At 64.2% G+C, this 23,586-nt stretch carries 24 protein-coding genes; 12 read left to right on the top strand and 12 right to left on the bottom strand.

Features of this window, described 5'->3' with window-relative positions:
- Positions 1 to 12: 12 nt before the first annotated feature.
- From queG to xerD, 3 genes are read left to right on the top strand one after another with little or no spacing between them, the layout of a single operon-like run.
- On the top strand, positions 13 to 1,323 hold the full coding sequence (queG, locus tag OKW37_RS19675) for a tRNA epoxyqueuosine(34) reductase QueG (RefSeq protein ID WP_429404615.1): 1,311 nt from the start codon (positions 13 to 15) through the stop codon (positions 1,321 to 1,323).
- A gap of 50 nt (positions 1,324 to 1,373) precedes the next feature.
- Positions 1,374 to 1,844 (top strand): methylated-DNA--[protein]-cysteine S-methyltransferase, encoded by a 471-nt coding sequence (locus tag OKW37_RS19670; RefSeq protein ID WP_090801634.1) that lies wholly within the window; start codon positions 1,374 to 1,376, stop codon positions 1,842 to 1,844.
- Positions 1,841 to 2,797 carry a site-specific tyrosine recombinase XerD gene (xerD, locus tag OKW37_RS19665; protein WP_429404617.1) on the top strand — a complete coding sequence of 319 codons (957 nt, stop codon included), beginning with the start codon at positions 1,841 to 1,843 and terminating at the stop codon, positions 2,795 to 2,797. Before OKW37_RS19670 ends, xerD begins: the two co-directional genes overlap by 4 nt.
- Positions 2,798 to 2,830: 33 nt before the next feature.
- On the opposite strand, the gene OKW37_RS19660 is transcribed toward xerD, so the two are convergent.
- Positions 2,831 to 4,393, bottom strand: a complete 1,563-nt coding sequence (locus tag OKW37_RS19660; protein WP_429404619.1) for a class I adenylate-forming enzyme family protein — start codon at positions 4,391 to 4,393, stop codon at positions 2,831 to 2,833.
- 151 nt (positions 4,394 to 4,544) lie between these two features.
- Here OKW37_RS19660 and ybaK point away from each other — a divergent pair, with 151 nt between their 5' ends.
- Together ybaK and plsY are read left to right on the top strand one after the other, a co-directional pair.
- A complete protein-coding gene (gene ybaK, locus OKW37_RS19655; RefSeq protein WP_090801630.1) occupies positions 4,545 to 5,036 on the top strand; it encodes a Cys-tRNA(Pro) deacylase in 492 nt (163 codons plus the stop codon).
- 142 nt (positions 5,037 to 5,178) lie between these two features.
- Entirely contained in the window at positions 5,179 to 5,814 is a 636-nt protein-coding gene (gene plsY / locus OKW37_RS19650) for a glycerol-3-phosphate 1-O-acyltransferase PlsY (RefSeq protein WP_184023064.1), read from the top strand.
- Between the two features lie 93 nt (positions 5,815 to 5,907).
- Here the strand turns inward: plsY and OKW37_RS19645 are convergent, their stop codons facing one another.
- Positions 5,908 to 6,393 (bottom strand): YajQ family cyclic di-GMP-binding protein, encoded by a 486-nt coding sequence (locus OKW37_RS19645; protein WP_018421633.1) that lies wholly within the window; start codon positions 6,391 to 6,393, stop codon positions 5,908 to 5,910.
- A gap of 241 nt (positions 6,394 to 6,634) precedes the next feature.
- On the opposite strand from OKW37_RS19645, the gene murB reads away from it, so the two are divergent.
- Entirely contained in the window at positions 6,635 to 7,717 is a 1,083-nt protein-coding gene (gene murB, locus OKW37_RS19640; protein ID WP_429509895.1) for a UDP-N-acetylmuramate dehydrogenase, read from the top strand.
- Positions 7,718 to 7,852: 135 nt separating this feature from the next.
- Here murB and argF read toward each other — a convergent pair whose 3' ends face one another.
- Positions 7,853 to 8,782 carry an ornithine carbamoyltransferase gene (gene argF, locus OKW37_RS19635; RefSeq protein WP_184058229.1) on the bottom strand — a complete coding sequence of 310 codons (930 nt, stop codon included), beginning with the start codon at positions 8,780 to 8,782 and terminating at the stop codon, positions 7,853 to 7,855.
- Positions 8,783 to 9,287: 505 nt separating this feature from the next.
- Between argF and OKW37_RS19630 the strand changes: the two genes are divergently transcribed.
- The gene (locus tag OKW37_RS19630; RefSeq protein ID WP_008923011.1) at positions 9,288 to 9,635 is read left to right on the top strand and encodes a DUF3579 domain-containing protein; all 348 of its coding nucleotides are present in this window, start codon (positions 9,288 to 9,290) and stop codon (positions 9,633 to 9,635) included.
- A 157-nt stretch (positions 9,636 to 9,792) separates the two neighbouring features.
- On the opposite strand, the gene rpsT is transcribed toward OKW37_RS19630, so the two are convergent.
- Positions 9,793 to 10,071: a 30S ribosomal protein S20 gene (gene rpsT / locus OKW37_RS19625; protein ID WP_027198671.1), complete on the bottom strand. Its 279-nt coding sequence runs from the start codon at positions 10,069 to 10,071 to the stop codon at positions 9,793 to 9,795.
- Between the two features lie 508 nt (positions 10,072 to 10,579).
- Between rpsT and murJ the strand changes: the two genes are divergently transcribed.
- Both murJ and OKW37_RS19615 read left to right on the top strand, forming a co-directional pair.
- Complete coding sequence (gene murJ / locus OKW37_RS19620) at positions 10,580 to 12,130, top strand: murein biosynthesis integral membrane protein MurJ (RefSeq protein WP_184023068.1); 1,551 nt, start codon at positions 10,580 to 10,582, stop codon at positions 12,128 to 12,130.
- A 5-nt stretch (positions 12,131 to 12,135) separates the two neighbouring features.
- Positions 12,136 to 12,978, top strand: a complete 843-nt coding sequence (locus OKW37_RS19615; protein ID WP_184023308.1) for a SirB1 family protein — start codon at positions 12,136 to 12,138, stop codon at positions 12,976 to 12,978.
- A 127-nt stretch (positions 12,979 to 13,105) separates the two neighbouring features.
- Here OKW37_RS19615 and OKW37_RS19610 read toward each other — a convergent pair whose 3' ends face one another.
- The 5 genes from OKW37_RS19610 to lpxK all read right to left on the bottom strand — a co-directional run bounded on the left by OKW37_RS19610 (position 13,106) and on the right by lpxK (position 17,202).
- Complete coding sequence (locus tag OKW37_RS19610) at positions 13,106 to 13,864, bottom strand: 3-hydroxyacyl-CoA dehydrogenase (protein WP_090805443.1); 759 nt, start codon at positions 13,862 to 13,864, stop codon at positions 13,106 to 13,108.
- A gap of 259 nt (positions 13,865 to 14,123) precedes the next feature.
- Positions 14,124 to 14,789, bottom strand: coding sequence for an adenylate kinase (gene adk / locus OKW37_RS19605; protein WP_090801619.1), 666 nt, complete (start codon positions 14,787 to 14,789; stop codon positions 14,124 to 14,126).
- Between the two features lie 211 nt (positions 14,790 to 15,000).
- Positions 15,001 to 15,795 (bottom strand): 3-deoxy-manno-octulosonate cytidylyltransferase, encoded by a 795-nt coding sequence (gene kdsB / locus OKW37_RS19600; protein ID WP_429404625.1) that lies wholly within the window; start codon positions 15,793 to 15,795, stop codon positions 15,001 to 15,003.
- Between the two features lie 206 nt (positions 15,796 to 16,001).
- The gene (locus OKW37_RS19595) at positions 16,002 to 16,205 is read right to left on the bottom strand and encodes a Trm112 family protein (protein WP_007180583.1); all 204 of its coding nucleotides are present in this window, start codon (positions 16,203 to 16,205) and stop codon (positions 16,002 to 16,004) included.
- Entirely contained in the window at positions 16,186 to 17,202 is a 1,017-nt protein-coding gene (gene lpxK, locus OKW37_RS19590; RefSeq protein WP_184058223.1) for a tetraacyldisaccharide 4'-kinase, read from the bottom strand. Before lpxK ends, OKW37_RS19595 begins: the two co-directional genes overlap by 20 nt.
- Before the next feature lie 548 nt (positions 17,203 to 17,750).
- On the opposite strand from lpxK, the gene xseA reads away from it, so the two are divergent.
- On the top strand, positions 17,751 to 19,130 hold the full coding sequence (xseA, locus tag OKW37_RS19585; RefSeq protein WP_429404627.1) for an exodeoxyribonuclease VII large subunit: 1,380 nt from the start codon (positions 17,751 to 17,753) through the stop codon (positions 19,128 to 19,130).
- A gap of 216 nt (positions 19,131 to 19,346) precedes the next feature.
- The gene (sodB, locus tag OKW37_RS19580) at positions 19,347 to 19,925 is read left to right on the top strand and encodes a superoxide dismutase [Fe] (protein ID WP_429404629.1); all 579 of its coding nucleotides are present in this window, start codon (positions 19,347 to 19,349) and stop codon (positions 19,923 to 19,925) included.
- A gap of 240 nt (positions 19,926 to 20,165) precedes the next feature.
- On the opposite strand, the gene OKW37_RS19575 is transcribed toward sodB, so the two are convergent.
- The gene (locus OKW37_RS19575) at positions 20,166 to 20,384 is read right to left on the bottom strand and encodes a hypothetical protein (RefSeq protein WP_429404631.1); all 219 of its coding nucleotides are present in this window, start codon (positions 20,382 to 20,384) and stop codon (positions 20,166 to 20,168) included.
- A 160-nt stretch (positions 20,385 to 20,544) separates the two neighbouring features.
- Between OKW37_RS19575 and OKW37_RS19570 the strand changes: the two genes are divergently transcribed.
- Positions 20,545 to 21,096 carry a glycine zipper family protein gene (locus tag OKW37_RS19570; RefSeq protein ID WP_184058218.1) on the top strand — a complete coding sequence of 184 codons (552 nt, stop codon included), beginning with the start codon at positions 20,545 to 20,547 and terminating at the stop codon, positions 21,094 to 21,096.
- Between the two features lie 121 nt (positions 21,097 to 21,217).
- Here OKW37_RS19570 and OKW37_RS19565 read toward each other — a convergent pair whose 3' ends face one another.
- Positions 21,218 to 22,759 carry an NYN domain-containing protein gene (locus tag OKW37_RS19565; protein ID WP_429404633.1) on the bottom strand — a complete coding sequence of 514 codons (1,542 nt, stop codon included), beginning with the start codon at positions 22,757 to 22,759 and terminating at the stop codon, positions 21,218 to 21,220.
- A 164-nt stretch (positions 22,760 to 22,923) separates the two neighbouring features.
- Positions 22,924 to 23,571 carry an ATP-dependent Clp endopeptidase proteolytic subunit ClpP gene (gene clpP / locus OKW37_RS19560; RefSeq protein WP_018421618.1) on the bottom strand — a complete coding sequence of 216 codons (648 nt, stop codon included), beginning with the start codon at positions 23,569 to 23,571 and terminating at the stop codon, positions 22,924 to 22,926.
- Between the last annotated feature and the right edge of the window lie 15 nt (positions 23,572 to 23,586).

The following is a 23,586-nucleotide window of genomic DNA, read 5'->3' as shown; positions in this document are numbered from 1 at the left end:
TAAAATGGCGTGATGAACCGAAGTCCGAAGTCCCCTGTTTTCTGCACGCCCGCATCGGCCGATGATGCCATGCGAGCTTCTGGCGCAACGTCCCGTTTCGACGAGGCGGCGCTTCGTGCGCTCGCGCTCGACATCAAGACGTGGGGCCGTGAACTCGGTTTCGGGGCGATCGGTATTAGCGATACCGATCTGTCGGCCGCCGAAGCGCCGCTTGCAGCGTGGCTCGAAGCGGGTTGCCACGGCGAGATGGATTATATGGCCAAACACGGCATGAAACGCGCGCGGCCGGCCGAGCTTGTGGCCGGCACGCGACGCGTGATCACCGCGCGCATCGCCTATTTGCCTGCGCTGACGCTGGGAGCAGAGGCGGCTGAAGGGGCGCATGAAGGGGGCCATGAAAGCGCGCCTGAAAGCATGCCGCAAGACGTAACGCAACCCGCCTCACGCGCGACACCCCGCGCGCGCGACTGGCGCGCGGCCGAGCACGCGCGGCTCGCGGACCCGTCGACGGCGGTCGTGTCGATCTACGCGCGCGGCCGCGACTATCACAAGGTGATGCGTCAGCGCCTGCAACAACTGGCCGACCGGATCGAAGCGGCGATCGGGCCGTTCGGCTATCGCGTGTTCACCGATTCGGCGCCGGTGCTCGAAGTCGAGCTTGCGCAGAAGGCCGGCATCGGCTGGCGCGGCAAGCACACATTGTTGCTGCAGCGCGACGCCGGCTCGCTGTTTTTCCTCGGCGAGATCTATGTCGACGTCCCGCTGCCGACCGACGCCGAAACCTCGCCCGAGGCCGCGCCCGAAACGCCGGGCTCGCATTGCGGCAGCTGCGCGCGCTGCATCGGCGCCTGTCCGACCGGTGCGATCGTCGCGCCGTACAAGGTCGACGCGCGGCGTTGCATCTCGTATCTGACGATCGAGCTGAAGGGCAGTATTCCGCTCGACCTGCGGCCGCTGATCGGCAATCGGGTGTACGGCTGTGACGATTGCCAGCTCGTGTGTCCCTGGAACAAGTTCGCGCAGGCCGCACCGGTCGCCGATTTCGACGTGCGGCACGGGCTCGATCGCGCGTCGCTGGTCGAACTGTTCGCGTGGAGCGCCGAGGAGTTCGATACGCGCATGCAGGGCAGCGCGATTCGCCGCATCGGCTACGAGAGCTGGCTGCGCAATCTCGCGGTCGGCATGGGTAACGCGTTGCGCGCCGCGCCAGCAAGTCTCGACCTCGATGCCCGTGCCGCGATCGTGCTGGCTTTGAGGCAACGAGCCGACGATCCGTCGGCGGTCGTGCGCGAGCATGTGGAGTGGGCGCTCGAAGCGGCGTAAAGTCGTGGCAATTCGGTGCCGGCGATCTGGCACGCTAGAGGAGCAGGCACATGTTCAACGCAGTGATCGATGCGCCGTTCGGCAAGATCGGCATCCGGCTCGAAGGCGAAGCCGTGCGCGAGATCGTCTATCTGCCCGACTCGACGCCCAACGTCGCGCCCGACACGCCGCTCGCACGCGAGGTGGCCGAACAGATCGAGCGTTATTTCGAGCACGCGTCAGCGAAATTCGAGCTGCCGCTCGCCGAGTGCGGCACCGCGTTCCAGCGGCGCGTGTGGCAGGCGATCAGCGACATCCCGCCCGGCGTCGTGCTGACTTACGGACAACTCGCCAAGCAGCTCGGCAGCGTGCCGCGCGCGGTCGGCCAGGCGTGCGGCGCCAATTTCTTTCCGATCGTGATTCCGTGTCACCGCGTGGTGAGTTCGAGCGGCATCGGCGGCTTCGCGCATGATGGCGGCGACGGCTTCTTCCGCAACGTGAAGCGCTGGTTGCTCGCGCATGAAGGTGTGCCGTACGTATGAGCACGAGCACCACCACCAATACCGCTGTACACGTCGAAGACACGGCCGCCGCATCACCGCTGCTGCTGACCAGCTCCGCATCGATCGACGCCTTCTGCGACGCGCTGTGGCTCGAGCATGGCCTGTCGCGCAACACGCTCGAAGCGTATCGCCGCGACTTGCGGCTCTTCTGCGAATGGCTCGCGCACGCGCGCAATGCTTCCCTCGACACCGCGAGCGAAGCTGACCTGAGCGCCTACAGCGCGGCGCGGCAAAAGGACAAGGCGACCTCGGCGAACCGCCGGCTGTCGGTGTTTCGCCGCTATTACGCATGGGCGGTGCGCGAGCATCGCGCGGCCGCCGATCCGACCTTGCGCATCCGCTCGGCGAAGCAGCCGCCGCGATTTCCTTCGACGTTGAGCGAGGTCCAGGTCGAAGCGTTGCTCGGCGCACCCGACATCGACACGCCGCTCGGCTTGCGCGATCGCACGATGCTCGAGTTGATGTACGCGAGCGGCTTGCGCGTGACCGAACTGGTCACACTGAAAACCGTCGAGGTGGGACTCAACGAAGGCGTCGTGCGCGTCACTGGCAAGGGCTCGAAGGAGCGGCTGGTTCCGTTCGGCGAAGAGGCGCACGCGTGGATCGAGCGCTATCTGCGCGAGGCGCGCCCGGCGCTCCTCGGCCCGCGCGCGGCCGATGCGCTATTCGTGACGACACGCGCGGAAGGCATGACGCGCCAGCAGTTCTGGAACATCATCAAGCGACACGCGCAGACCGCGGGCGTCCATGCGCCGTTGTCGCCGCACACGCTGCGGCACGCGTTCGCGACCCATCTGCTCAATCACGGCGCGGATCTGCGCGTCGTGCAATTGCTGCTCGGTCACACCGATATTTCGACGACGCAGATCTACACGCACGTCGCGCGAGAGCGGCTGAAATCGCTGCATGCGCAGCATCATCCGCGCGGGTGAGCACGACGTGAAGCGCGCGGGTGCCCGCGCGCTTCACACGAACTCGCGTAACCGGTGCTTGAGAATCTTGCCGGTCGATGCGGCCGGCAGCGCCGCGAGCACCTTCAGCTCGGCTGGCCGCTTATACGGCGCGAGCCGCTCGCCGCACCACGCGATCAACTCCGCGGGCGTGACCGTCGCGCCGGAAACCAGTTCGACGAACGCGATCACCTCCTCGTTGCCCTCGACCGCGCGTCCGATCACCGCCGACTGCACGACCTGCGGATGCGCGTTCAGCACGTGCTCGACCTCGGCCGGATACACGTTGAAGCCCGAGCGGATGATCAGCTCCTTGCTGCGCCCGACGATATGCAACGCGCCGTCCGCGGCCTGCCGCGCGAGGTCGCCGGTCTTCAGCCAGCCATCCTCGGTGACGCTCGCGCGAGTCTGCTCGGGGTTGCGGTAATAGCCGAGCATCACGTTCGGCCCGCGCACCCATAGCTCGCCGATCTCGCCCGGCGCGGCTTCGGCGCCGTCGAGCCCGACGAACTTCACTTCGACGCCCGGAATGACTTCGCCGACCGAGCAATCGGCGCGCGGCGCGTCGACCATCGTCTGCGACACGGTCGGGCTGCTTTCGGTCATGCCGTAGCCGTTGTGCAGCGGCAGACCGTACACCGCTTCGGCCTGCGCCTTCAGCGCGGCGTCGAGCGGTGAGCCGCCCGAGTAAGCGAAGCGCAGTCGCGGCGCGGACCATGCGTGGCCGTGCGTGTGCAGATGTTCGAGCAGCTTCGCGTGCATCGCCGGCACGCCCTGGAAGATCGAGACGTGCTCGGCGGCGAGGGCGAGGCGCACCGCTTCCGGCACGAAGCGCGGCGCGAGCCGCAACGTCGCGCCCGCATGCAGACTGCCGAGACACACCGACGCGAAGCCGTACACATGCGAGATCGGCAGCACCGCATAGACGACGTCGTCGGGCCCGACCTGGCGCAGCCGGCTCGACACGGCCGCGATGTACAGCAGATTGCGATGCGACAACATCACGCCTTTCGGCGTGCCGGTGGTGCCGGTCGTGTAGATCAGCGCCGCGCATTGGCGGTCGCTGGCGGCTTCGACGGCTTCGGCTTGCACGCTGCTGTCCGCCACATACGACCATGCGCCGATGTCCGGCGACAGCGTGGGTGCGGGTGTCGCTCGTTGCCTCTCGGCAAGCTGGTGTGCGTCGGGCGAGCTTTCGAGCGCATACGCGACGACGCGCGGTTGCGCATGCGCGCGGATCGAATCGAGTTCGGCGGCCGACAGTCGGGCGTTCGACACGAGCGCCCACGCATGGAGCTTCGCGGTCGCGAACAGCAGCACGATTTGCGCGATGCTGTTCTCCGCGACGATCATCACGCGATCGCCGCCGCGCACGCCCCAGTCGCGCAGCAGCGCGGCGGCCGCATCGACGGCCTCGCGCAGTTGCGCGTTGGTCAGGCGGCGCGCATCTTCGATCAACGCGACATGCCGCGGATCGCGTGCGGCGGCGAGCGCCGGAATGTCGCCGATGCGCGCGGGCAGGGCGGCGAGCAGCGCGGGGATATCGATCGTGGAACGGATGGATGAAGCCTGCTTCAACACTGTCTCCTCTTTACCAATTCGTGGCCCTGCGCGCAGTATCTCGCACCACGCCGGCATATTTTCGAACGATCGTGCCACAAGTGTCGAACCCGCACAATTGGCCATCCGGCAAATAGCCGTTGTGCAAACTCGCCATTACAATGCGCCGATGAGCAAATCCAGACATGTGTCGGAAACACCCGCCACGCAGCTGCTGCGCCGTCACGGCGTCACGTTCGGCGAGCATCCTTACGACTACGTCGAGCATGGCGGCACCGCGGAATCGTCGTGCCAGCTCGGCGTCGACGAGCATCACGTCGTGAAGACGCTGGTGATGGAAGACGAGCACGCGAAGCCGTTGATCGTGCTGATGCACGGCGATCGCACCGTCAGCACCAAGAACCTCGCGCGGCAGATCGGCGCGAAGCGCGTCGAGCCGTGCAAGCCCGAGGTCGCGAACCGGCATTCGGGTTATCTGATCGGCGGCACGTCGCCGTTCGGCACGCGCAAGCAGATGCCGGTGTACGTCGAATCGACCATTCTCGAGATGGACAAAATCTGGTTGAACGGCGGGCGGCGCGGCTTTCTCGTCAGCATCGAGCCGAAGGTGCTCACCGATCTGCTCGCGGCGAAGCCGGTGCAATGCGCGAGCGTGGACTGACGCCGATGAGCGGGTTGACGTTTGCCTGAATGTTTTTCGCGCGGACGCGTTCGGTAAAATGTGCGCCGCCCTGATTCGACGGGCATGCCCTGTTGCGGTTGGGGTATCGAATGTCAGACCGCGATCCTTATAAGAGTCCCAGATGCAAAACCTGATCGTCGCTGTCGTTGCCTATCTGATCGGTTCGTTGTCGTTTGCCGTGATCGTGAGCGCCGCGATGGGTCTCGACGACCCGCGCTCGTACGGCTCGGGCAACCCGGGCGCCACCAACGTGCTGCGCAGCGGCAGCAAGAAGGCCGCGATTCTGACGCTGATCGGCGACGCCTTCAAGGGCTGGCTGCCGGTATGGCTGGTCGTGCATTTCGGCGCGCGTTACGGGCTCGACGAGCGCGCGATCGCGATCGCGTCGCTTGCGGTGTTTCTCGGTCACCTGTATCCGATTTTCTTCCGCTTCAAGGGCGGCAAAGGCGTCGCGACCGCCGCGGGCGTGCTGCTCGCGATCAACCCGACGCTCGGCGTCGCGACCTTGCTAACCTGGCTGATCGTCGCGTTCTTTACGCGCTACTCGTCGCTCGCGGCGCTGTGCTCGGCGCTGTTCGCGCCGCTGTTCTACGTGTTTCTGTTCGGGCCGCGCATCGTCGCGCTCGCGGTTCTGGTGATGAGCCTGCTGCTCGTGTGGCGGCATCGCGGCAATATTGCGAAGCTGATGCGCGGGCAGGAGAGCCGTATCGGCGACAAAAAGAAGGCAGCCGGTCCGGCGGCGGGCAACGATCTTTGAAGTGGGCTGAGCGCTTCGCCCGGCCCGATGGCCCGATGCGAAGCGCTTCCGGGTCCGCGGGAGGCTCGTTGCAAGCTTGGCGCGTCGCGTCGCTTAGTCGCGGAAGTTGTTGAAGTCGAGTGGCGTGTCGGTCACGTCCTTGCGCAGCATCGCGATCACGCTTTGCAGATCATCGCGCTTCGCACCGGTGATGCGCACCGCATCACCCTGGATGCTCGCCTGCACCTTGATCTTGCTGTCCTTCACCAGACGCACGATTTTCTTCGACAGATCGCCCGAGACGCCCTTCTTGATCTTGATGACCTGCTTGACCTTGTCGCCGCCGATCTTCTCGATCTTGCCGTAGTCGAGGAAGCGCACGTCGACGTTGCGCTTGGCCATTTTCGACAGCAGCACGTCCTTCACCTGGCCGAGCTTGAAGTCGTCGTCGGCGTACGCGGTGATTTCGTTTTCCTTGTGTTCGACGCGCGCGTCGGACCCCTTGAAGTCGAAACGCGTCGAAATTTCCTTGTTGGACTGCTCGATCGCGTTCTTGACTTCGATCATGTTCGCTTCGCAGACGACGTCAAACGATGGCATTGCTTTCTCCCAATAGTGCGGCAGTGCGCGACACAGCCGGTCGGCTGAGCGCGAGGCACTCGCTATAATCACGGACCGGACGTCATTTTACCGACGCCGCTCTCTTTTGCCCAAGGCCGCCGCGCGGCGTCGCGACGGCGGGCGATCCCGCGTCGGGCGGCGCCGCTCGTGTCGTCAGGCGCGTCATTGGTGGTTTTTGTCGTTTCCTGTTGCTTCCCGTCGTTGCCCTGTTGCCATTCCGATGTCCCAATCCGCTCTTGCCGCTCCCGCCGTCGCGTCCCTCATGGCCGGCTATCCGCTGAAGGCCCACAACACCTTCGGCTTCGACGTGCGCGCGCAGTTCGCGTGCCTGATCGAGCGTGAGGAACAGTTGCTCGCCGCGGTGCGCGATCCGCGCGTCGAGGGCCTGCCGCGCCTCGTGCTGGGCGGTGGCAGCAACGTCATGCTGACCGGCGACTTCGCCGGGCTCGTGCTGCTGGTGGCGCTGCGCGGGCGCCGCGTGGTGCGCGAGGATCAGGAGGCGTGGTATGTCGAGGCGGCTGGCGGCGAGCCGTGGCACGAGTTCGTCGCGTGGACGTTGGCGCAGGGCATGCCCGGCCTCGAGAATCTCGCGCTGATACCTGGCACGGTCGGCGCGGCGCCAATCCAGAACATCGGCGCGTACGGGCTCGAAATGTGCGAACGCTTCGCGTCGCTGCGGGCGATCGAGCTCGTGACCGGCGAGGCCGTCGAACTCGACGGCGATGCGTGCCGGTTCGGCTATCGCGACAGCCTTTTCAAGCGGGAAGGGCGCGAGCGCTTCGTGATTGCGTCGGTGACGTTCCGTTTGCCGAAGGCGTGGCAGCCGCGCGCGGGCTACGCGGATCTCGCGCGCGAGCTGGCGGCGCGCGGTCATGTGGCGAGCGCTGGCCAAGCCGAGGGTGCGGCCGCGCAGCCGACCGCGCAAGCCATTTTCGATGCGGTCGTCGCCGTGCGGCGTGCGAAGCTGCCCGATCCGCTCGTACTGGGCAACGCGGGGAGCTTCTTCAAGAATCCGGTAATCGATGCCGCCCAGTTCGAGGCGCTGAAGCGTCGCGAGCCGGAAGTCGTGTCGTATGTGCAAGCGGATGGGCGGGTGAAGCTGGCGGCCGGCTGGCTGATCGACCGATGCGGCTGGAAGGGCCGCGCGATGGGCGCGGCGGCCGTGCATGAGCGACAGGCGCTGGTGCTGGTGAATCGCGGTGGCGCGAGCGGCACGGAAGTGTTGGCGCTGGCACGGGCGATCCAGCACGACGTGTTCGAGCGATTCGGCGTGGAACTGGAGGCGGAGCCAGTTTGCCTGTGAGCGGCAGTTCTCTCTTTTCGCGCTGAGTTGCCCCGCGGAGCGTCGCCGCCGACGAATGCAAAAGGCGCCGGGAGTTTCCTCCCGGCGCCTTTTTTGTGTCCGCGGTTCCGGCGGGTGTATGGACCAGCGGCTCGCTCAGTGATTGAGCTTGCCGAGCAGCAGGTATTCCATCAACGCCTTCTGCACGTGCAGACGGTTTTCCGCCTCATCCCACACGACGCTCTGCGCTCCGTCGATCACTTCCGCGCTGACTTCTTCGCCGCGATGCGCGGGCAGGCAGTGCATGAAGAGCGCGTCGGGATTCGCGCGCGCCATCATGTCGGCGTCGACGCACCAGTCTGCGAAGGCCTTCTTGCGCGCTTCGTTCTCGGCCTCGAAGCCCATGCTGGTCCACACGTCGGTGGTGACGAGATCGGCGCCCGTGCAGGCTTCGTTCGGGTCGTCGAATTCCTCGTAGAACGACGCGCTTTGCGCCGCGACGAGCGCGCGGTCGAGCTTGTAGCCGGGCGGCGTGGACAGGCGCAGCCTGAAGCCGAGAATCTGCGCGGCTTCGATCCACGTGTACAGCATGTTATTCGCGTCGCCGACCCACGCGACCGTCTTGTCGCGAATTGGACCGCGATGCTCGAAGTACGTGAAGATGTCTGCGAGCACCTGACACGGGTGGTATTCGTTCGTGAGCCCGTTGATCACCGGCACGCGCGAATTCTCGGCGAAGCGCTGGATGATGTCCTGGCCGAACGTGCGGATCATGATGATGTCGACCATGCGCGAGATGACTTGCGCGGCGTCTTCGATCGGCTCGCCGCGGCCGAGCTGCGTGTCGCGCGTGCTCATGAACACGGCGTGGCCGCCCAGCTGGAAGATGCCGGCTTCGAACGACAGGCGCGTGCGTGTCGAATTCTTTTCGAAGATCATCGCCAGCGTGCGGTCATGCAGCGGGTGATAGGTCTCGTAGTTCTTGAATTTGCGTTTCAGGATGCGCGCGCGCTCCAGCACGTACTCGTAGTCTTCCAGCGAGAAGTCCTTGAACTGCAGGTAGTGGCGAATTTTCTTGGCGGTCATGAAACAAATACGGCGGTCTCACCCGGCAGGGTTGCCGGACTGCGCCGCCGTCGGTTTGGTGGTAACTCCATGCAGCATAAAGGATTTCGCCTCGTTTGACGAGTCGGCGGGAGGGCGCAGAAAGCGATTCGAAAGCGTCGTATCGGGCTTCGCGAGGTCGTCGGAAGGCGCTTGTGTGCGCTGCGGAAAAGGGCCCGCTGCGCTATAATCTGCGGGTTATCCCAAAGCCCAGCAGGCCGGCGTTTCGCTTGAAGAAACGCGGCTCGCGCGGCGCGGAAAGCCTGTCACGGCGTGGCCGTCATGACAGACGCCAGAGCGGTTCAGCCGGTTCGCCGCAGCGGTTCTCGTGGTGCGGTTCGTCATTGTTGCGTTAGCGCCAGATCCCACGCACGTCGCAGGTGGCTGCAAGCGCTTGCCGTACATGCCGCTTGCGGTGAGTTCGAGCGTACAACTGGCGTCGCCGGTTGGTCGTCATTCCGCTGGGCAGTCACACAGGTATTTCTACATGGCCGAAGCAGCTCCAATCGAATATTTCATTCAGGGCATTACGTCGACCGGAAAAAAATTTCGGCCGAGCGACTGGTCGGAGCGGCTCGCGGGCGTCATGTCGTCGTTCGGGCCCGGCGTGAGGAAGGGGCCGAACGCCTATATGCAGTACTCGCTGTACGTGCGGCCGACCATGATCGGCGACCTCAAATGTGTGATTCTCGATTCGCGGCTGCGCGACATCGAACCAATGGCCTTCGATTTCGTTATGAACTTCGCGAAAGACAACGACCTGCTGGTCACCGAGGCGTGTGAGCTGGAACTCGAGCATGCGCCTGCGCCGCAAGCCAAACGGCACGTCATCTGATGTAAGTCGACCGGATCGGCAAAAGCAAAAAAACAAAAACCCGCAAGCAGCGGGTTTTTTTGTGGCTGGCAATTCAACCCAAACAAAAAAGCCCGCCAAAGCGGGCTTCTTGTGCAGCGGAAACAGGAGGTAGCCCGCCGAAGCGGGCCGACCGGAATTACTGCGCTGCGGGCGCTTGCAGACCCTTGACGGCTGCAGCGAGGCGGCTCTTGTTGCGAGCTGCCTTGTTCTTGTGAACGATGTTCTTGTCGGCGATGATGTCGATGGTCTTCGACGATGCCTTGAAGATTTCGGCGGCCTTAGCGTGATCGCCTGCGTCGATTGCCTTGCGGACAGCCTTGATAGCCGTGCGGAACTTCGAGCGCAGTGCCGAGTTGTGCGAGTTTGCCTTCGCGGCCTGGCGGGCGCGCTTGCGTGCTTGTGCGGAGTTAGCCATGACGGTTCCTTATCCTGTTCCTGTTTCCAGTACCCGGCCTTCAATGATGAGGCGAGGTGCTGCTTCTCGATCCGAACCCTTGGAAGCGATTGCCCAAGGGCGCAAAAGTGTCGAAAAAATCGATCGAACTACGCGAAAGCGGGCCCGTGTTTCAAGGCATCCGGATGTATTGACAGGCGGCGCTGCGCCAACCTGAGAACCGCGTCCGAAGACCATTCGAAAACTGAGCAAGCTTCGAAACCGACGATTATAGCAACAAAATCAGGCACGTGACAACGGAAAACACGTGCCGGCGCCATAATGACCGGAGCGGCGTCATGTCGGCGCGTATGTGCTGGCCCTCCTGCGAGGGCGCCGATGGAAGGCGGCGGCGCTGCCGGGAAGACCGCAGAAAACACAAAAAATCGCGCTTTCCAGCCGATCGCGGCGAACGTCCGCGTGGCAAATCGGTCCGAATCGCGTTCTGGCTCGTCGCCCGCATTGGCGGGACCCGTATAATAAGCGCCCCATGAATCTATTACGAGCCCTGCTGACGGTCAGCGGCTTCACGCTGCTGTCGCGCGTGACCGGACTGGCCCGTGAAACGTTGATCGCCCGTGCGTTCGGCGCCAGTCAATACACCGACGCTTTCTACGTCGCCTTTCGCATTCCGAACCTGCTGCGTCGCATTTCCGCCGAAGGCGCGTTCTCGCAGGCCTTCGTGCCGATCCTCGCGGAGTTCAAGAACCAGCAAGGCCACGACGCCACCAAGGCGCTCGTCGACGCGACCTCGACCGTGCTCGCGTGGGCGCTCGCCGTGCTGTCAGTGATCGGCGTGGTCGGCGCGTCGGGCGTCGTGTTCGTCGTCGCGTCGGGCCTCGCGCACGAGGGCCACGCGTACCAGCTTGCGGTCGCGATGACGCGCATCATGTTCCCATACATCATTTTCATCTCGCTGACGTCGCTGGCGTCGGGCGTGCTGAATACGTACAAGAACTTTTCGTTGCCCGCGTTCGCGCCCGTGCTGCTGAACGTCGCGTTCATCGTCTCCGCCGTATTCCTCGCGCCGCGCCTGCAAACGCCGGTCTATGCGCTCGCCTGGGCAGTGATCGTCGGCGGCGTGCTGCAATTCGTCGTGCAGCTGCCGGGCCTCAAGAAGATCGACATGGTGCCGCTCATCGGCCTGAACCCGCTGCGCGCGCTCGCGCATCGCGGCGTAAAGCGGGTGCTCGCGAAGATGGTGCCGGCGATGTTCGCGGTGTCGGTCGCGCAGATCAGCCTGATCATCAACACCAACATCGCGTCGCACATCGGCCCCGGCGCGGTGTCGTGGATCAACTACGCCGACCGGCTGATGGAGTTTCCGACCGCGCTGCTCGGCGTCGCGCTGGGCACGATCCTGCTGCCGAGCCTGTCGAAGGCGCACGTCGATGCCGACTCGCATGAGTATTCGTCGCTGCTCGACTGGGGACTGCGCGTCACGTTCCTGCTCGCCGCGCCGAGCGCGATCGCGCTTTTCTTTTTCGCCCAGCCGCTGACAGCGGTGCTGTTCAACTACGGCAAGTTCGACGGCAATGCGGTCGTGATGGTGAGCCGCGCGCTCGCCGCCTACGGAGTCGGCCTGATCGGCCTGATCCTGATCAAGATCCTCGCGCCGGGCTTTTACGCGAAGCAGGACATCAAGACGCCAGTGAAGATCGGCATCGGCGTGCTGGTCGTCACGCAGCTGAGCAACTACGTGTTCGTGCCGGTGTTCGCGCATGCGGGTCTCACGCTGAGCGTCGGGCTCGGCGCTTGCGTCAATGCGTTGCTGCTATTCATTGGTCTGCGCAAACGTGGCATTTATATGCCGTCGAGCGGCTGGCTCAAGTTTTTCGTGCAGTTGCTCGGGGCGTGCCTCGTGCTCGCCGGCGTGATGCGCTGGCTCGCGATCAGCTTCGACTGGATCGGCATGCATACCCAGCCGGTCAGCCGCATGGTGTTGCTCGGTGCGTGTCTCGTGCTGTTCGCCGCGCTGTATTTCGGTATGCTTTGGCTGATGGGCTTCAAGTACGCGTATTTCAGAAGGCGAGTGAAGTGATCACCATGTCGCGGGTTCTCGATTATTTCAGTACGCTCGTCGCCGAAGACGAGAGCCTGCCGCTGACCGAGACGGCGCTCTCGATCGCGCAGGATGCCTATCCCGACCTCGATCTGCAGTCGGTGCTCGCCGAGATCGACGAGCTGGTGCTGCGGCTGCGACGCCGCATGCCCGACGATGCCGACATCCGTCAGAAGGTTGGCATCCTCAACCGTTTCTTTTTCCGCGAACTCGGTTTCGCGAGCAACCTGAACGATTACTACGACCCCGACAACAGCCATCTGAACGTCGTACTCAAACGTCGCCGCGGCATTCCGATTTCGCTCGCGGTGCTCTATCTGGAGATGGCCGAGCAATTCGGCGTTCCGGTGCGTGGGGTGTCGTTTCCAGGCCACTTCCTGCTGCGCGTGACGATGCCCGACGGCGACGTGATGCTCGATCCGACCACCGGTCATTCGCTGTCCGAAGCGCAGATGGTCGAGATGCTCGAGCCGTACGTCGCGTCGGCTGGCGATTCGGTCGGGCGCGCGCTACGCATGCTGCTGCAACCGGCCACGCATCGCGAGATCGTCGCGCGGATGTTGCGCAACCTGAAGGCGATCTATCTGCAGACCGAGCGTTGGCAACGTCTGCTCGCGGTGCAGCAACGGCTCGTCATTCTGCTGCCGGACAATATCGAGGAAGTGCGGGATCGCGGTTTCGCGTATGCGCGGCTCGATTATCTACGGCCCGCGCTCGAGGACCTCGAAAGCTATCTCGGCGATCGCCCCGATGCGGAAGATGCCACCGTGGTCGAGTCGCAGTTGCATGAATTGCGGCAGCGCACGCGGCATGATGGCGGCGAATAGCGACGCGCGTTTTCACGCTGCATAAAGCACAAACGCCTGCACATGTCGCACATGCACAGGCGTTTTTTTATCACCGGGTGTAGGCCTTGGCCTAGCATCGGCGACCAGATCGATCGCTAAGCGATCCTCACTTCGGCTGCATGCGGATCGCGCCGTCCAGCCGGATCACCTCGCCGTTCAGCATCGGATTGTCGAAGATCTGCTTGGCGAGCATCGCGTATTCGGCCGGTTTGCCGAGGCGCGGCGGGAACGGCACCATCGCACCGAGCGCGTCCTGCACTTCCTGCGGCATGCCGAGCAGCATCGGCGTTTCGAAGAGGCCGGGGGCGATCGTCATCACGCGGATCGCGTTGCGCGACAGGTCTCGCGCGATCGGCAGCGTCATACCGACCACGCCAGCCTTCGACGCGGAGTAGGCCGCCTGGCCGATCTGGCCGTCGAACGCGGCGACCGATGCGGTGTTGATGATCACGCCGCGCTCGCCGTTGGCGTTCGGCTCGTTCTTCGACATTTGCACCGCGGCGAGCCGGATCATGTTGAACGTGCCGATCAGATTGATCGAGATCGTGCGCGTGAACAGATCGAGCGAATGGGGCCCATCCTTGCCGACGGTCTTCGCGGCCGGCGCGACGCCCGCGCAGTTGACGAGACCGCGCAGCGTACCGAGCTTCGTCGCAGCTTCGACGGCCTGTTGCGCGTCCTCTTCCCGGCTCACGTCGCATTTGACGAAAGCGCCGCCGAGTTCCTTTGCGAGCGCCTCGCCCGCGTCCAGATTCAGGTCGGCGAGGACGACTTTGCCGCCGTTCTCGACGAGCAGGCGCGCGGTGGCAGCGCCGAGCCCTGATGCGCCGCCGGTGATCAGGAACACGTTGTCACGAATTTCCATGTCTTCTCCTTTACTACGGTTGTTCAGTGCGGCCTCGAGCGAAGCATTTTTCGACGACGATCGATTGTAGCGGCTGTGCTGCGCTGCGGAAAGCGAAGCGGGCGGCGGCATGCAAGCGCTATGGAAACCTAACTGGTTCCGCTGGGCGTTCCCCACCGCTTGCCGCTTTTGGTTTGCGCACCAAGCCAAATAAAAAACCCGCCCAACGTGGGCGGGTTTTGGTCAACGAAAACAGCGGTAATGTTTGGACCAAGCCGGCTTACTTCAGCGCGTCGAACGCGCGGGCGCGAATTTCATCGACGCTGCCGAGGCCCGAAATGCGGCGATATTGGGGCGCCTTCACCGAGCTCGACGTATCGCCGTTCTTCGCCCAGCCGTTGTAGTACTCGATCAGCGGCTTGGTTTGCGATTCGTACACTTCCAGACGCTTCTTGACCGTTTCTTCCTTGTCGTCGTCGCGCTGGATCAGCGGCTCGCCGGTCACATCGTCGATGCCCTCGACCTTCGGCGGATTGAACGTCACGTGATAGGTGCGGCCCGATGCGGGGTGCGAGCGACGGCCGCTCATGCGCACGATGATCTCGTCGAACGGCACGTCGATTTCGAGCACGTAGTCGATCGCGACACCGGCCTGCTTCATTGCTTCGGCTTGCGGAATCGTGCGCGGGAAGCCGTCGAACAGATAGCCGTTCGCGCAGTCCGGCTGCTGCAGACGTTCCTTCACGAGGTTGATGATCAGCTCATCCGTGACGAGCTCGCCGGCGTCCATGAAGCGCTTTGCTTCGAGGCCGAGCGGCGTGCCGGCCTTGACGGCCGCGCGCAGCATGTCGCCGGTCGAAATTTGCGGGATGCCGAACTTTTCCTTGATGAAGTTGGCCTGAGTGCCTTTGCCGGCACCCGGTGCACCCAACAGGATCAAACGCATGGATATCTCCAGATCTATGTGAATTCTTTGTTGACGCGGCATGCTTCCCGGCGATTCTCGCAGGTTCCGCATCGGCTACCGTTGGCTACCTCGCGCTGCACGTCGAATACGACGGCGCTGCAAGATCCGCACGGCGCGACCGGGATAACCCGCGTGTCGCCTGCGCTGGGAGGCGCGCATAACCGTTCGATTATGCCACGGCTTCCCGCGCTCAAGACCCGAATAAGGCCCGTACGCGCGCGAGATCGGCGGGGGTATCGACCCCCGCCAACGGTACGTCTTGCGTGACGAGGACCGCGATGCGCTCGCCATGCCACATCGCGCGCAGTTGTTCGAGCGCTTCGACCTGCTCGATCGGCGAGATCGCGAGGCTCGGGTACGTGCGCAGAAATTTCGCGCGATACGCGTACAGGCCGATGTGCCGGTATACGACGGCGGGCGCGGCCGGCGTCGGCATCGATGCGACGTTGGGCCAGTGCGGTTGCCATGCGTCGCGCGCCCACGGGATCGGCGCGCGCGAGAAATACAGCGCGATGCCGCGCGCATCGGGCACGACCTTGACGACGTTCGGATTGAAAATTTCGGCGGGATCGGTGATCGGATGCGCGGCCGTCGCGATCGCGCAGTCGCTCGTCGTTGCCAGATGCGCGGCGACGCCGCGCACGAGCGCCGGGTCGATCAGCGGCTCGTCGCCCTGCACGTTGACGACGATCGTGTCGTCGCTCCAGCCGAAACGCGTCGCCACTTCCGCGAGACGGTCGGTGCCCGACGGATGGTCGGCGCGCGTGAGTACCGCGTCGAAGCCGTGGTCTCGCGCCGCGTCGAGCACTTCCTGCGCGTCCGACGCGACCAGCACCTGTTGTGCGCCCGATTCGCGCGCGCGCTGCGCGACGCGCACGACCATCGGTTTGCCGCCGATGTCCGCGAGCGGCTTGTTGGGCAGACGCGTCGACGCGAGGCGGGCCGGCACGACGGCGATAAACGGATGAGGGGTGGTGTGGATCATCGGATCAGGAACGGTCGGCGATCAGGCCGGAGGAAGAGGCTGCGCGCGCGACGCTCACGCAGGGTCGGATATGAGCCGGAGCGGCGAAAACGGCTGCGGATCGATATTGGAGCGCATGCGGGGAGGGGGCGGTGGCATCGATGAAGCCTGCCTTGACCCGCGCGCGAGCGAGACGTCGCGGCGCCTCGGTGCCGCGACGCGGCGGGTCAGGCGACCGAGCCTGGATTCAGATCGACCGGCGTGCCTTCGACGGTCTGCCTCGCTTCGTCGACGAGCATCACGGGAATGCCGTCGCGGATCGGATAGGCGAGCTTGTCCGCGTTGCAGATCAGTTCCTGCGCGGCGCGGTCGTAGCTGAGCGGGCCCTTGCAGATCGGGCAGACGAGGATTTCAAGCAGGCGAGCGTCCACGGACTTTCTCCACAACTAATGCAGTGAGGCGGTGATCAAGCGCGGCTTCGACCGGGACTACCCAGATGCGCGCGTCGTGCCAGGCCCCCAATTTTACCGCATCCTTTTCCGTAATCAGGATCGCGTCGGCGTCGACGTCGGTGAACGGATTGCGCTCGAACGCGTAGTGGTCGGGCAGCGCGCGCGTCGTGGGCGCGAGGCCGGCCGCGCGCACTGTCGCGAAAAAGCGTTCCGGCGCGCCGATGCCGGCCGCGGCCAGCACGCGTTGACCGGCGAATTGCGCAAGCGGGCGGCGCAGCGCGGGATTGTCGAGATGCCACGCGTCGGCAGGGGCGAGCTGCAGTGCGAACGTATTCGGCCACGCGGGCAGCGTGCGCGCGTACGGATCGTTGATCAGCGTCGCGTCGCGGCGGCGCGACAGCGGCTCGCGTAGCGGCCCGGCCGGTAGCAGGAAACCGTTGCCGCCGAGCCGGTGATCGAACACGACGAGTTCGACGTCGCGCGCGAGGCGATAGTGCTGCAAGCCGTCGTCGCTGACGATCACGTCGACGTCGCGATGCGCGGCGCACAGCGCCTGCGCGGCGGCGACGCGGTCCGGACAAACCCACACGGGTGCGCCGGTGCGGCGCGCGATCAGCAACGGCTCGTCTCCGCCGACCCGTGCCGACGAACCGGGCGTGACCCGGGTCGGCGTGCTCACGCGCGCGCCGTAGCCGCGCGACACGATGCCGGGCGTTAAGCCCGCGGCGCGCAACGCTTCGACCAGCGCGATGACGGTCGGCGTCTTGCCAGTGCCCCCGACCGTCACGTTGCCGACCACCACCACCGGCACGCCGACGCGCACCGATTTCAGCCAGCCGAGCGAAAACACGGCGCGGCGCGCGGCCGCGACTGCGCCGAACACGCAGGCGAGCGGCGTCAGCGCCCAGGCGAGCGGTCCACGTTGCTGCCATTCGCGCGCGAGGCGCGCTCCGAGACGGTCGCTGAGTTCGCTCATGGGCGGGTTGCGAGCACGGACTGCGCGCCGTGCGCACTACGCGGGATCAACATCAACGCGGTTCTCCGGGCAATCGAGTGCGAATACGGGTCGAAAAACGAGGTGCGAGCGGCGCGGCGAAAGGCCCGCGCCCAGTGGCCTCGGGCCGGGCAAGCTCTCCGCCGCGCTGCGCGATCGACATGCCGTCGAACCCGGCACTGTAGCGCGCGGGCGTCCCGCCCGGCAAGTCGCGTAAGGTCCAACGCACGCCGCTCCACGCTATGTGCGGTTGCTCACAGTCTGTGGATAACTTTGTGGAGAACCTGCCGTCCGATCGTCCCGAAGGGCCATTCCGTGCGCTTTGGATCGTAGTACTCGCTCGCTATCGAGATGCAAACGCCATATAAATCAAGGCTCTGCCAGGAATTTATTGACGTTGGCGGGCGTTCTGGCGGAATTCGTCAGGCGGTTCCCGCCATGTGGACACTTTTAACAATCCTGCGATTCCGGCTGGACGCCGCTCTTCGCTCGGTCTATCGTCTGTCCGGCCAGCGCTATTTATTCCTTGCATGAACCCCGAAAATCCTTTTGCTTCTGCGGCCGCACCTGGCGGTGAGGTCGTCGTTCCCGTCTCCGCGCTCAATCGCGCGATCGGCACGATGCTCGAACGCTCGTTTCCACTCGTTTGGGTCGCGGGTGAAGTGTCGAACTTCACCCGCGCCGCGAGCGGCCATTGGTACTTCTCGATCAAGGACGCGCAGGCGCAGATGCGCTGCGTGATGTTCCGCGGTCGAGCTCAGTACGCCGAATTCATGCCGCGCGAAGGCGATCGCATCGAAGTGCGCGCCCTCGTCACGATGTACGAGCCGCGCGGCGAACTGCAGCTTAATGTCGAAGCGGTGCGCCGCACCGGCCAGGGGCGTTTGTACGAAGCGTTTCTGCGGTTGAAGGCGCAACTCGAGGCCGAGGGGCTGTTCGCCGCCGAGCGCAAGCGCGCGCTGCCGACGCATCCGCGCGCGATCGGTATCGTCACGTCGTTGCAGGCGGCCGCATTGCGCGATGTGCTGACGACGCTGTCGCGTCGCGCGCCGCATATTCCGGTGATCGTTTATCCGGCGCCGGTGCAGGGCGCGGGCGTCAGCGCGAAGCTCGCGGCGATGGTCGAGGCGGCTGGCGCGCGCCGCGAGGTCGACGTGCTGATCGTGTGTCGCGGCGGCGGCTCGATCGAAGATCTGTGGGCCTTCAACGAAGAAGTGCTCGCGCGCGCGATTGCCGAAAGCGTCATACCCGTGGTGAGCGGCGTCGGTCACGAGACCGATTTCACGATTGCCGATTTCGCCGCCGACGTACGTGCACCGACGCCGACCGGTGCCGCCGAACTCGTCAGTCCACAGCGCGTCATGCTGCTGCGCGAACTCGATCATCGGCACGCGACGCTCGCGCGCGCGTTCGGCCGCATGATGGAGCGGCGCGCGCAGCAGCTCGACTGGCTGGCGCGCCGGCTCGTGTCGCCCGCCGAGCGGCTCGCTCGGCAGCGCACGCATCTGCAGCAGTTGCGCGTTCGGCTCGCGTCGGCGGGCGCCCGGCCGGTGCGCGACGCTCGTGCGCGATTTTCGTTGCTGCAGATGCGCTGGCAACGCTGGCGTCCGGATCTCGCGGCCGAGCGCACGCGCGTCAACGTGTTGGCGCAGCGTCTGAATGCGGCGCTATCGCGCCGGCATGAACGACAGGTCGCGCGCATCGACATGCTCAGCGCGCGACTCGAAGTGCTGAGTCCACAGCGCACGCTCGAGCGCGGTTATGCGGCCGTGCTCGATGCGCAAAGCGGTCGGGCGATTCGCACGCCGTCGTCGCTGAAACCTGGACGTCGTCTGACGATGCATCTCGCCGAAGGCTCGGCCGATGTCGCGCTCGCCGACGTGCAGGCGCGTCTGACCGACGGTTTCTGACGTTTCGCCGGTGGGCGCGTGACGCCCTGTTTACTGTCTTCCGACGAGCCGGGCACGCGCCATGCGCGCCCTTCTCATGGGCCTTGCGCACGGCGTGTTCGACATGCCGGACATAAAGGCCGTTGGTTTGCGGGGTTATTCCAACTCGCCTACAATCGAGTGCTCGATAGCGTCATCCGCAGACTCCCCACAACAGATACAGAGAAGGAAAGCACCATGGAACATACGCTCCCGCCGCTGCCGTTTGCGAAAAACGCGCTCGCTCCGCACATGTCGGAAGAGACGCTCGAGTTTCACTATGGCAAGCATCACCAGACCTATGTGACCAACCTGAACAATCTGATCAAGGGCACCGAGTTCGATAACCTGTCGCTGGAAGAGATCGTCAAGAAGTCGTCGGGCGGTATCTTCAACAATTCGGCTCAGGTGTGGAATCACACGTTCTTCTGGAACAGCCTGTCGCCGCAAGGTGGCGGCGCACCGACCGGCGCGCTGGCTGACGCCATCAACGCGAAGTGGGGTTCGTTCGACAAGTTCAAGGAAGAGTTTGCGAAGACCGCGGTCGGCACGTTCGGCTCGGGCTGGGCATGGCTCGTGAAGAAGGCTGATGGTTCGCTCGACCTCGTGTCGACGAGCAACGCCGCCACGCCGCTCACCACCGACGCGAAGGCTCTGCTGACGATCGACGTGTGGGAGCACGCTTACTACATCGACTATCGCAATGCGCGTCCGAAGTTCGTCGAGGCGTACTGGAACATCGTCAACTGGGACTTCGCAGCGAAAAACTTCGCTTGAGATTGCCGGTTGCGGCTCGCCGTCTGATGTCGTGATCCTTGCGGTCGCGATTGAAGATGGTAGCCAGAGACGAAAGCCCTCCATCGCGAGGGCTTTTTCTTTCTGGAGGCGATTGGAAGGGGAGGGATTGGTATTGCTTACCACCGAGGGATGCCCTTCTTACGCGCTCCTGAAAGAAGTTTGTCACAGTTGGTAACTGCGGTTTGGCGGGGCGCGGCGCTAAGTGAAATTGCCCTGCGGCTAATCGTCGGGACCAGAATTCGTGGACATCTGTCGATGCCGATGAGCCCGGTCCCCGCTCGACGACTTTGCCGAACTGGCGGGGGCGGGTGCTGGCGGCGGATGGTTCATGTACTGGAAGTTCTGCGCGGTCGCGGCGCTCGGGAAGGTCGTCACGCCCAGTTGCTGGAGTACGACGTTCGGCGCGGCCGGCGTCGTGTCAATCGATTGCCAGCTCATCTACAAGCATTACTTGATATAACGTACCAATCGCCGCAGCGGACTCACAGCAAGGTCGAGGCCAGCCAGCCGGGCAAAAAACTTTCTGTAACTGAGCCGTAACCACGGAATTTCGCGATTAGCCTAACGTTTGAACTCCAAACCTCCGAAGTGCACCACCATGATTCCCAGCAATAAAACGATCAGCCTGGCGATTCCCGCCACCGTCATCGCGCTCGCGTTAGGCGGTTGCGCAGTGGCGCCACCGAGCGGCCCGAGCATAGCCGCGATGCCGCGCAGCGGCGAGCCGCTCAGCCAGTTCCAGCAGAACGACTACGCCTGCCGCGACTACGCGAATCAATCGACGAATCCGTCCGGCGCTGCGCAGGCGGCCACCACGAACAGCGTGAACAGCGCGGCGCTCGGCACGCTCGGCGGCGCAGCGATCGGCGCGCTGTTCGGCGCCGCGGCGGGCAACGCCGGCGCGGGCGCGGCGATCGGCGCCGGCAGCGGTCTGCTGATCGGGGGCGCGAACGGCGCGAATGGCGCCCAGTATTCGGCGGCCGGCATGCAGGCGCGCTACGACACCGCCTACGCCCAGTGCATGACCTCGAAGGGTGAGACGATCGTTCAGCCGCAGCCTTACTATTCGACGCAGCCGGTGTACGTCGCGCCCCGTCCTTATTACGCGCCGCCTCCGCCCGTCATGTACGCGCCTTATCCGGCTTACTGAGCGGTGATAGCTGAGATCGGCCGGCTTGCTTGTCTTGCATTGTCGGCCGGTACTGCATTTCAAGTCCGAAGGACGGTTGGGCGGTAGTTTTTAGCGACGATCGTCGAATCCGTGCCGCTCCTTATTCCGCGCTGTCGGTTGATGCCGCTTTGCGCGGGCGACGGCTCCGGGACGCCGTTTTACGGGCTGCTGCCTTCCTGGCGGCCTCAGACCCTTCTTCCGAGTTGATTGCTGGAGCAGGGGGCGCGGCCGGCGCTGCGATCTCAGGTACTTCCTCGATCGTGCCTGGCGTGCTTTTCTTCACTTTCTTCGCGGCCGTTTTGCGCGATGCGCGCTTTTTGGCGCTTTGACGCAGCGCGGGTTGGTCGCTGTCGGTGGAATGGTCGGTTCCTTGGCCGAATACGACTTGTTCAGCGGCTGTATCCGCTTTCGCTGTTACAGCGCGAGCTTTGGACTCTTCAGTTATCGGTTCAGTGACGAGCTCATGTGGGAGCGGCTCGTGTTCACGCCGTTCCTGCCGCTCGACCTCTTCGGCGGGTTCCGCGTGTTCGGTGAGAGCCGGAGCGGTAGCCGCATGCTCTTCATCAGCCGTTTCGTGGTGACCGTGCTTGCCGTGCGCGGCCTCCTGCTGACCCCGCCCCAGCTTGCGGTTGTTGCGCTCCTTGCGCCGCGACTTGTGCTTGCCGCCCGACTCGGACGCGGCCGCTTGCGCAGCCTGCGCTTCATACGAATGTTCGGCCGATACCGCTTCAGCCGACCCCGTTTCGGCAGACTCCGCCGCGGTTTCGCCGATGGCTTCACTTGCCGCTTCACTCGCAACGTTCACGGCTGTGCTTCGATAGACGTACGCGCCTGACTTTTCATCGCGGCCGAATTCGAGCAGCCCGCGCGCCTGCGCTTCTTCCAGCAGATTGCCGAAAGCGCGAAACCCGTAATACGTCTCGTTGAAATCCGGTTTGCGCCGTTTGATCGCGTTCTTCAGCACGGACGCCCAGATCTTGCCGCTGTCGCCACGTTCGGAAGCGAGCGCGTCGAATGTCTGCACCGCAATTTCAACGGCCTTGCTGCGGCGTTTCTCCAGATCTTCCTTGGGCGGAGCCTTCTCTTCATCAGGCGCGCGTTTGGCTGCCTGCTGGGTGTTCTGTTGCTGACGCGACGATTCGGGCCTCGCGACTGCGCGCTGACTTTCGCGTACGAGATCGTCGTAAAAGAAGAACTCGTCGCAATTCGCAATCAGCAGATCCGAGGTGGACTGTTGCACACCGACGCCGATCACCTGTTTGGCGTTCTCGCGCAGCTTCGACACGAGCGGCGAGAAATCCGAATCACCACTGATGATGACGAACGTGTTGACGTGCGATTTCGTGTAACAAAGATCGAGCGCATCGACGACGAGCCGGATGTCGGCGGAATTTTTGCCCGATTGGCGCACGTGCGGAATTTCGATCAACTCGAAATTGGCCTCGTGCATCGCGCCTTTGAAGCTCTTGTAACGATCCCAGTCGCAATACGCTTTCTTGACGACGATGCTGCCCTTCAGCAGCAGGCGCTCGAGCACCAGCTTGATGTCGAACTTGTCGTACTTCGCGTCGCGCACGCCAAGCGCGACATTCTCGAAGTCGCAGAACAGCGCCATGCTGACGTTTTCGTTGGATGACGCCATGTGTATCTCCATTGAAGCGGTCGTCGAAGTCGACGAATCGCGACATGATAGCGATTCCAGCGAAGGTGAGCAGCTTTTGTGGTGCGCTCGCACCGATCGGTAGGTGGGAATTTGCAGCCAGCGGTCCAACCGGTGGTTCAGCGGGCGGCTCGATGTCAGTTCCGTTACAGGGTGTCGCGACGGCCTGCGTTGTTCCATGTCGCGCGAGCTTCCAGCACGTCGTCGATCAATCCGTATTCCCTCGCTTCGAGCGCCGACATGAAGTTGTCGCGGTCGGTATCGCGCGCGATTTCTTCGATGCTGCGTCCGGTGCGCTCGGCCATCATCGCATTGAGACGCGCTCGTACATACAGCACCTCCTTGGCCTGGATTTCGATGTCCGCCGCGGTGCCCTGACCGCCGCCCGACGGCTGGTGAATCATGATGCGCGCATTGGGTAGCGCATACCGTTTGCCGCGTTGGCCCGCGGTGAGCAGAAAGGTGCCCATGCTCGCGGCAAAACCCGTGCACAAGGTCGAGACCTCCGGCTTGATGAACTGCATGGTGTCGTAAATCGCGAGGCCGTCATACACGGAGCCGCCGGGCGAGTTGATGTAAAAAGAAATATCCTTGTCGGGGTTCTCCGATTCGAGAAACAGCAATTGCGCGACGATCAGACTGGCTGACTGCTCGTTCACGGGCCCGACAAGAAAGACGATGCGCTCGCGCAGCAGGCGGGAGTAGATGTCATAGGCACGTTCGCCCCGGCCGGATTGTTCGATCACCGTGGGCACAAGGCCGAGGCCGGAGACAGACGGGTAACTGGAAGGCATGGATTCCTCGTTCAG

It is taken from the genome of Paraburkholderia sp. MM5482-R2, from assembly GCF_050436125.1.
Taxonomy (GTDB): domain Bacteria; phylum Pseudomonadota; class Gammaproteobacteria; order Burkholderiales; family Burkholderiaceae; genus Paraburkholderia; species Paraburkholderia tuberum.
This window is presented reverse-complemented; position numbering and strand designations above follow the sequence as displayed.

Excerpts from the sequence above, each read along its gene's own strand:
- queG (WP_429404615.1), top strand. The coding sequence starts at position 13 with ATGAACCGAAGTCCGAAGTCCCCTGTTTTCTGCACGCCCGCATCGGCC.
- OKW37_RS19670 (WP_090801634.1), top strand. The coding sequence starts at position 1,374 with ATGTTCAACGCAGTGATCGATGCGCCGTTCGGCAAGATCGGCATCCGG.
- xerD (WP_429404617.1), top strand. The coding sequence starts at position 1,841 with ATGAGCACGAGCACCACCACCAATACCGCTGTACACGTCGAAGACACG.
- ybaK (WP_090801630.1), top strand. The coding sequence starts at position 4,545 with ATGAGCAAATCCAGACATGTGTCGGAAACACCCGCCACGCAGCTGCTG.
- plsY (WP_184023064.1), top strand. The coding sequence starts at position 5,179 with ATGCAAAACCTGATCGTCGCTGTCGTTGCCTATCTGATCGGTTCGTTG.
- OKW37_RS19645 (WP_018421633.1), bottom strand. The coding sequence starts at position 6,393 with ATGCCATCGTTTGACGTCGTCTGCGAAGCGAACATGATCGAAGTCAAG.
- murB (WP_429509895.1), top strand. The coding sequence starts at position 6,635 with ATGTCCCAATCCGCTCTTGCCGCTCCCGCCGTCGCGTCCCTCATGGCC.
- argF (WP_184058229.1), bottom strand. The coding sequence starts at position 8,782 with ATGACCGCCAAGAAAATTCGCCACTACCTGCAGTTCAAGGACTTCTCG.
- OKW37_RS19630 (WP_008923011.1), top strand. The coding sequence starts at position 9,288 with ATGGCCGAAGCAGCTCCAATCGAATATTTCATTCAGGGCATTACGTCG.
- rpsT (WP_027198671.1), bottom strand. The coding sequence starts at position 10,071 with ATGGCTAACTCCGCACAAGCACGCAAGCGCGCCCGCCAGGCCGCGAAG.
- murJ (WP_184023068.1), top strand. The coding sequence starts at position 10,580 with ATGAATCTATTACGAGCCCTGCTGACGGTCAGCGGCTTCACGCTGCTG.
- OKW37_RS19615 (WP_184023308.1), top strand. The coding sequence starts at position 12,136 with ATGTCGCGGGTTCTCGATTATTTCAGTACGCTCGTCGCCGAAGACGAG.
- OKW37_RS19610 (WP_090805443.1), bottom strand. The coding sequence starts at position 13,864 with ATGGAAATTCGTGACAACGTGTTCCTGATCACCGGCGGCGCATCAGGG.
- adk (WP_090801619.1), bottom strand. The coding sequence starts at position 14,789 with ATGCGTTTGATCCTGTTGGGTGCACCGGGTGCCGGCAAAGGCACTCAG.
- kdsB (WP_429404625.1), bottom strand. The coding sequence starts at position 15,795 with ATGATCCACACCACCCCTCATCCGTTTATCGCCGTCGTGCCGGCCCGC.
- lpxK (WP_184058223.1), bottom strand. The coding sequence starts at position 17,202 with ATGAGCGAACTCAGCGACCGTCTCGGAGCGCGCCTCGCGCGCGAATGG.
- xseA (WP_429404627.1), top strand. The coding sequence starts at position 17,751 with ATGAACCCCGAAAATCCTTTTGCTTCTGCGGCCGCACCTGGCGGTGAG.
- sodB (WP_429404629.1), top strand. The coding sequence starts at position 19,347 with ATGGAACATACGCTCCCGCCGCTGCCGTTTGCGAAAAACGCGCTCGCT.
- OKW37_RS19575 (WP_429404631.1), bottom strand. The coding sequence starts at position 20,384 with ATGAGCTGGCAATCGATTGACACGACGCCGGCCGCGCCGAACGTCGTA.
- OKW37_RS19570 (WP_184058218.1), top strand. The coding sequence starts at position 20,545 with ATGATTCCCAGCAATAAAACGATCAGCCTGGCGATTCCCGCCACCGTC.
- OKW37_RS19565 (WP_429404633.1), bottom strand. The coding sequence starts at position 22,759 with ATGGCGTCATCCAACGAAAACGTCAGCATGGCGCTGTTCTGCGACTTC.
- clpP (WP_018421618.1), bottom strand. The coding sequence starts at position 23,571 with ATGCCTTCCAGTTACCCGTCTGTCTCCGGCCTCGGCCTTGTGCCCACG.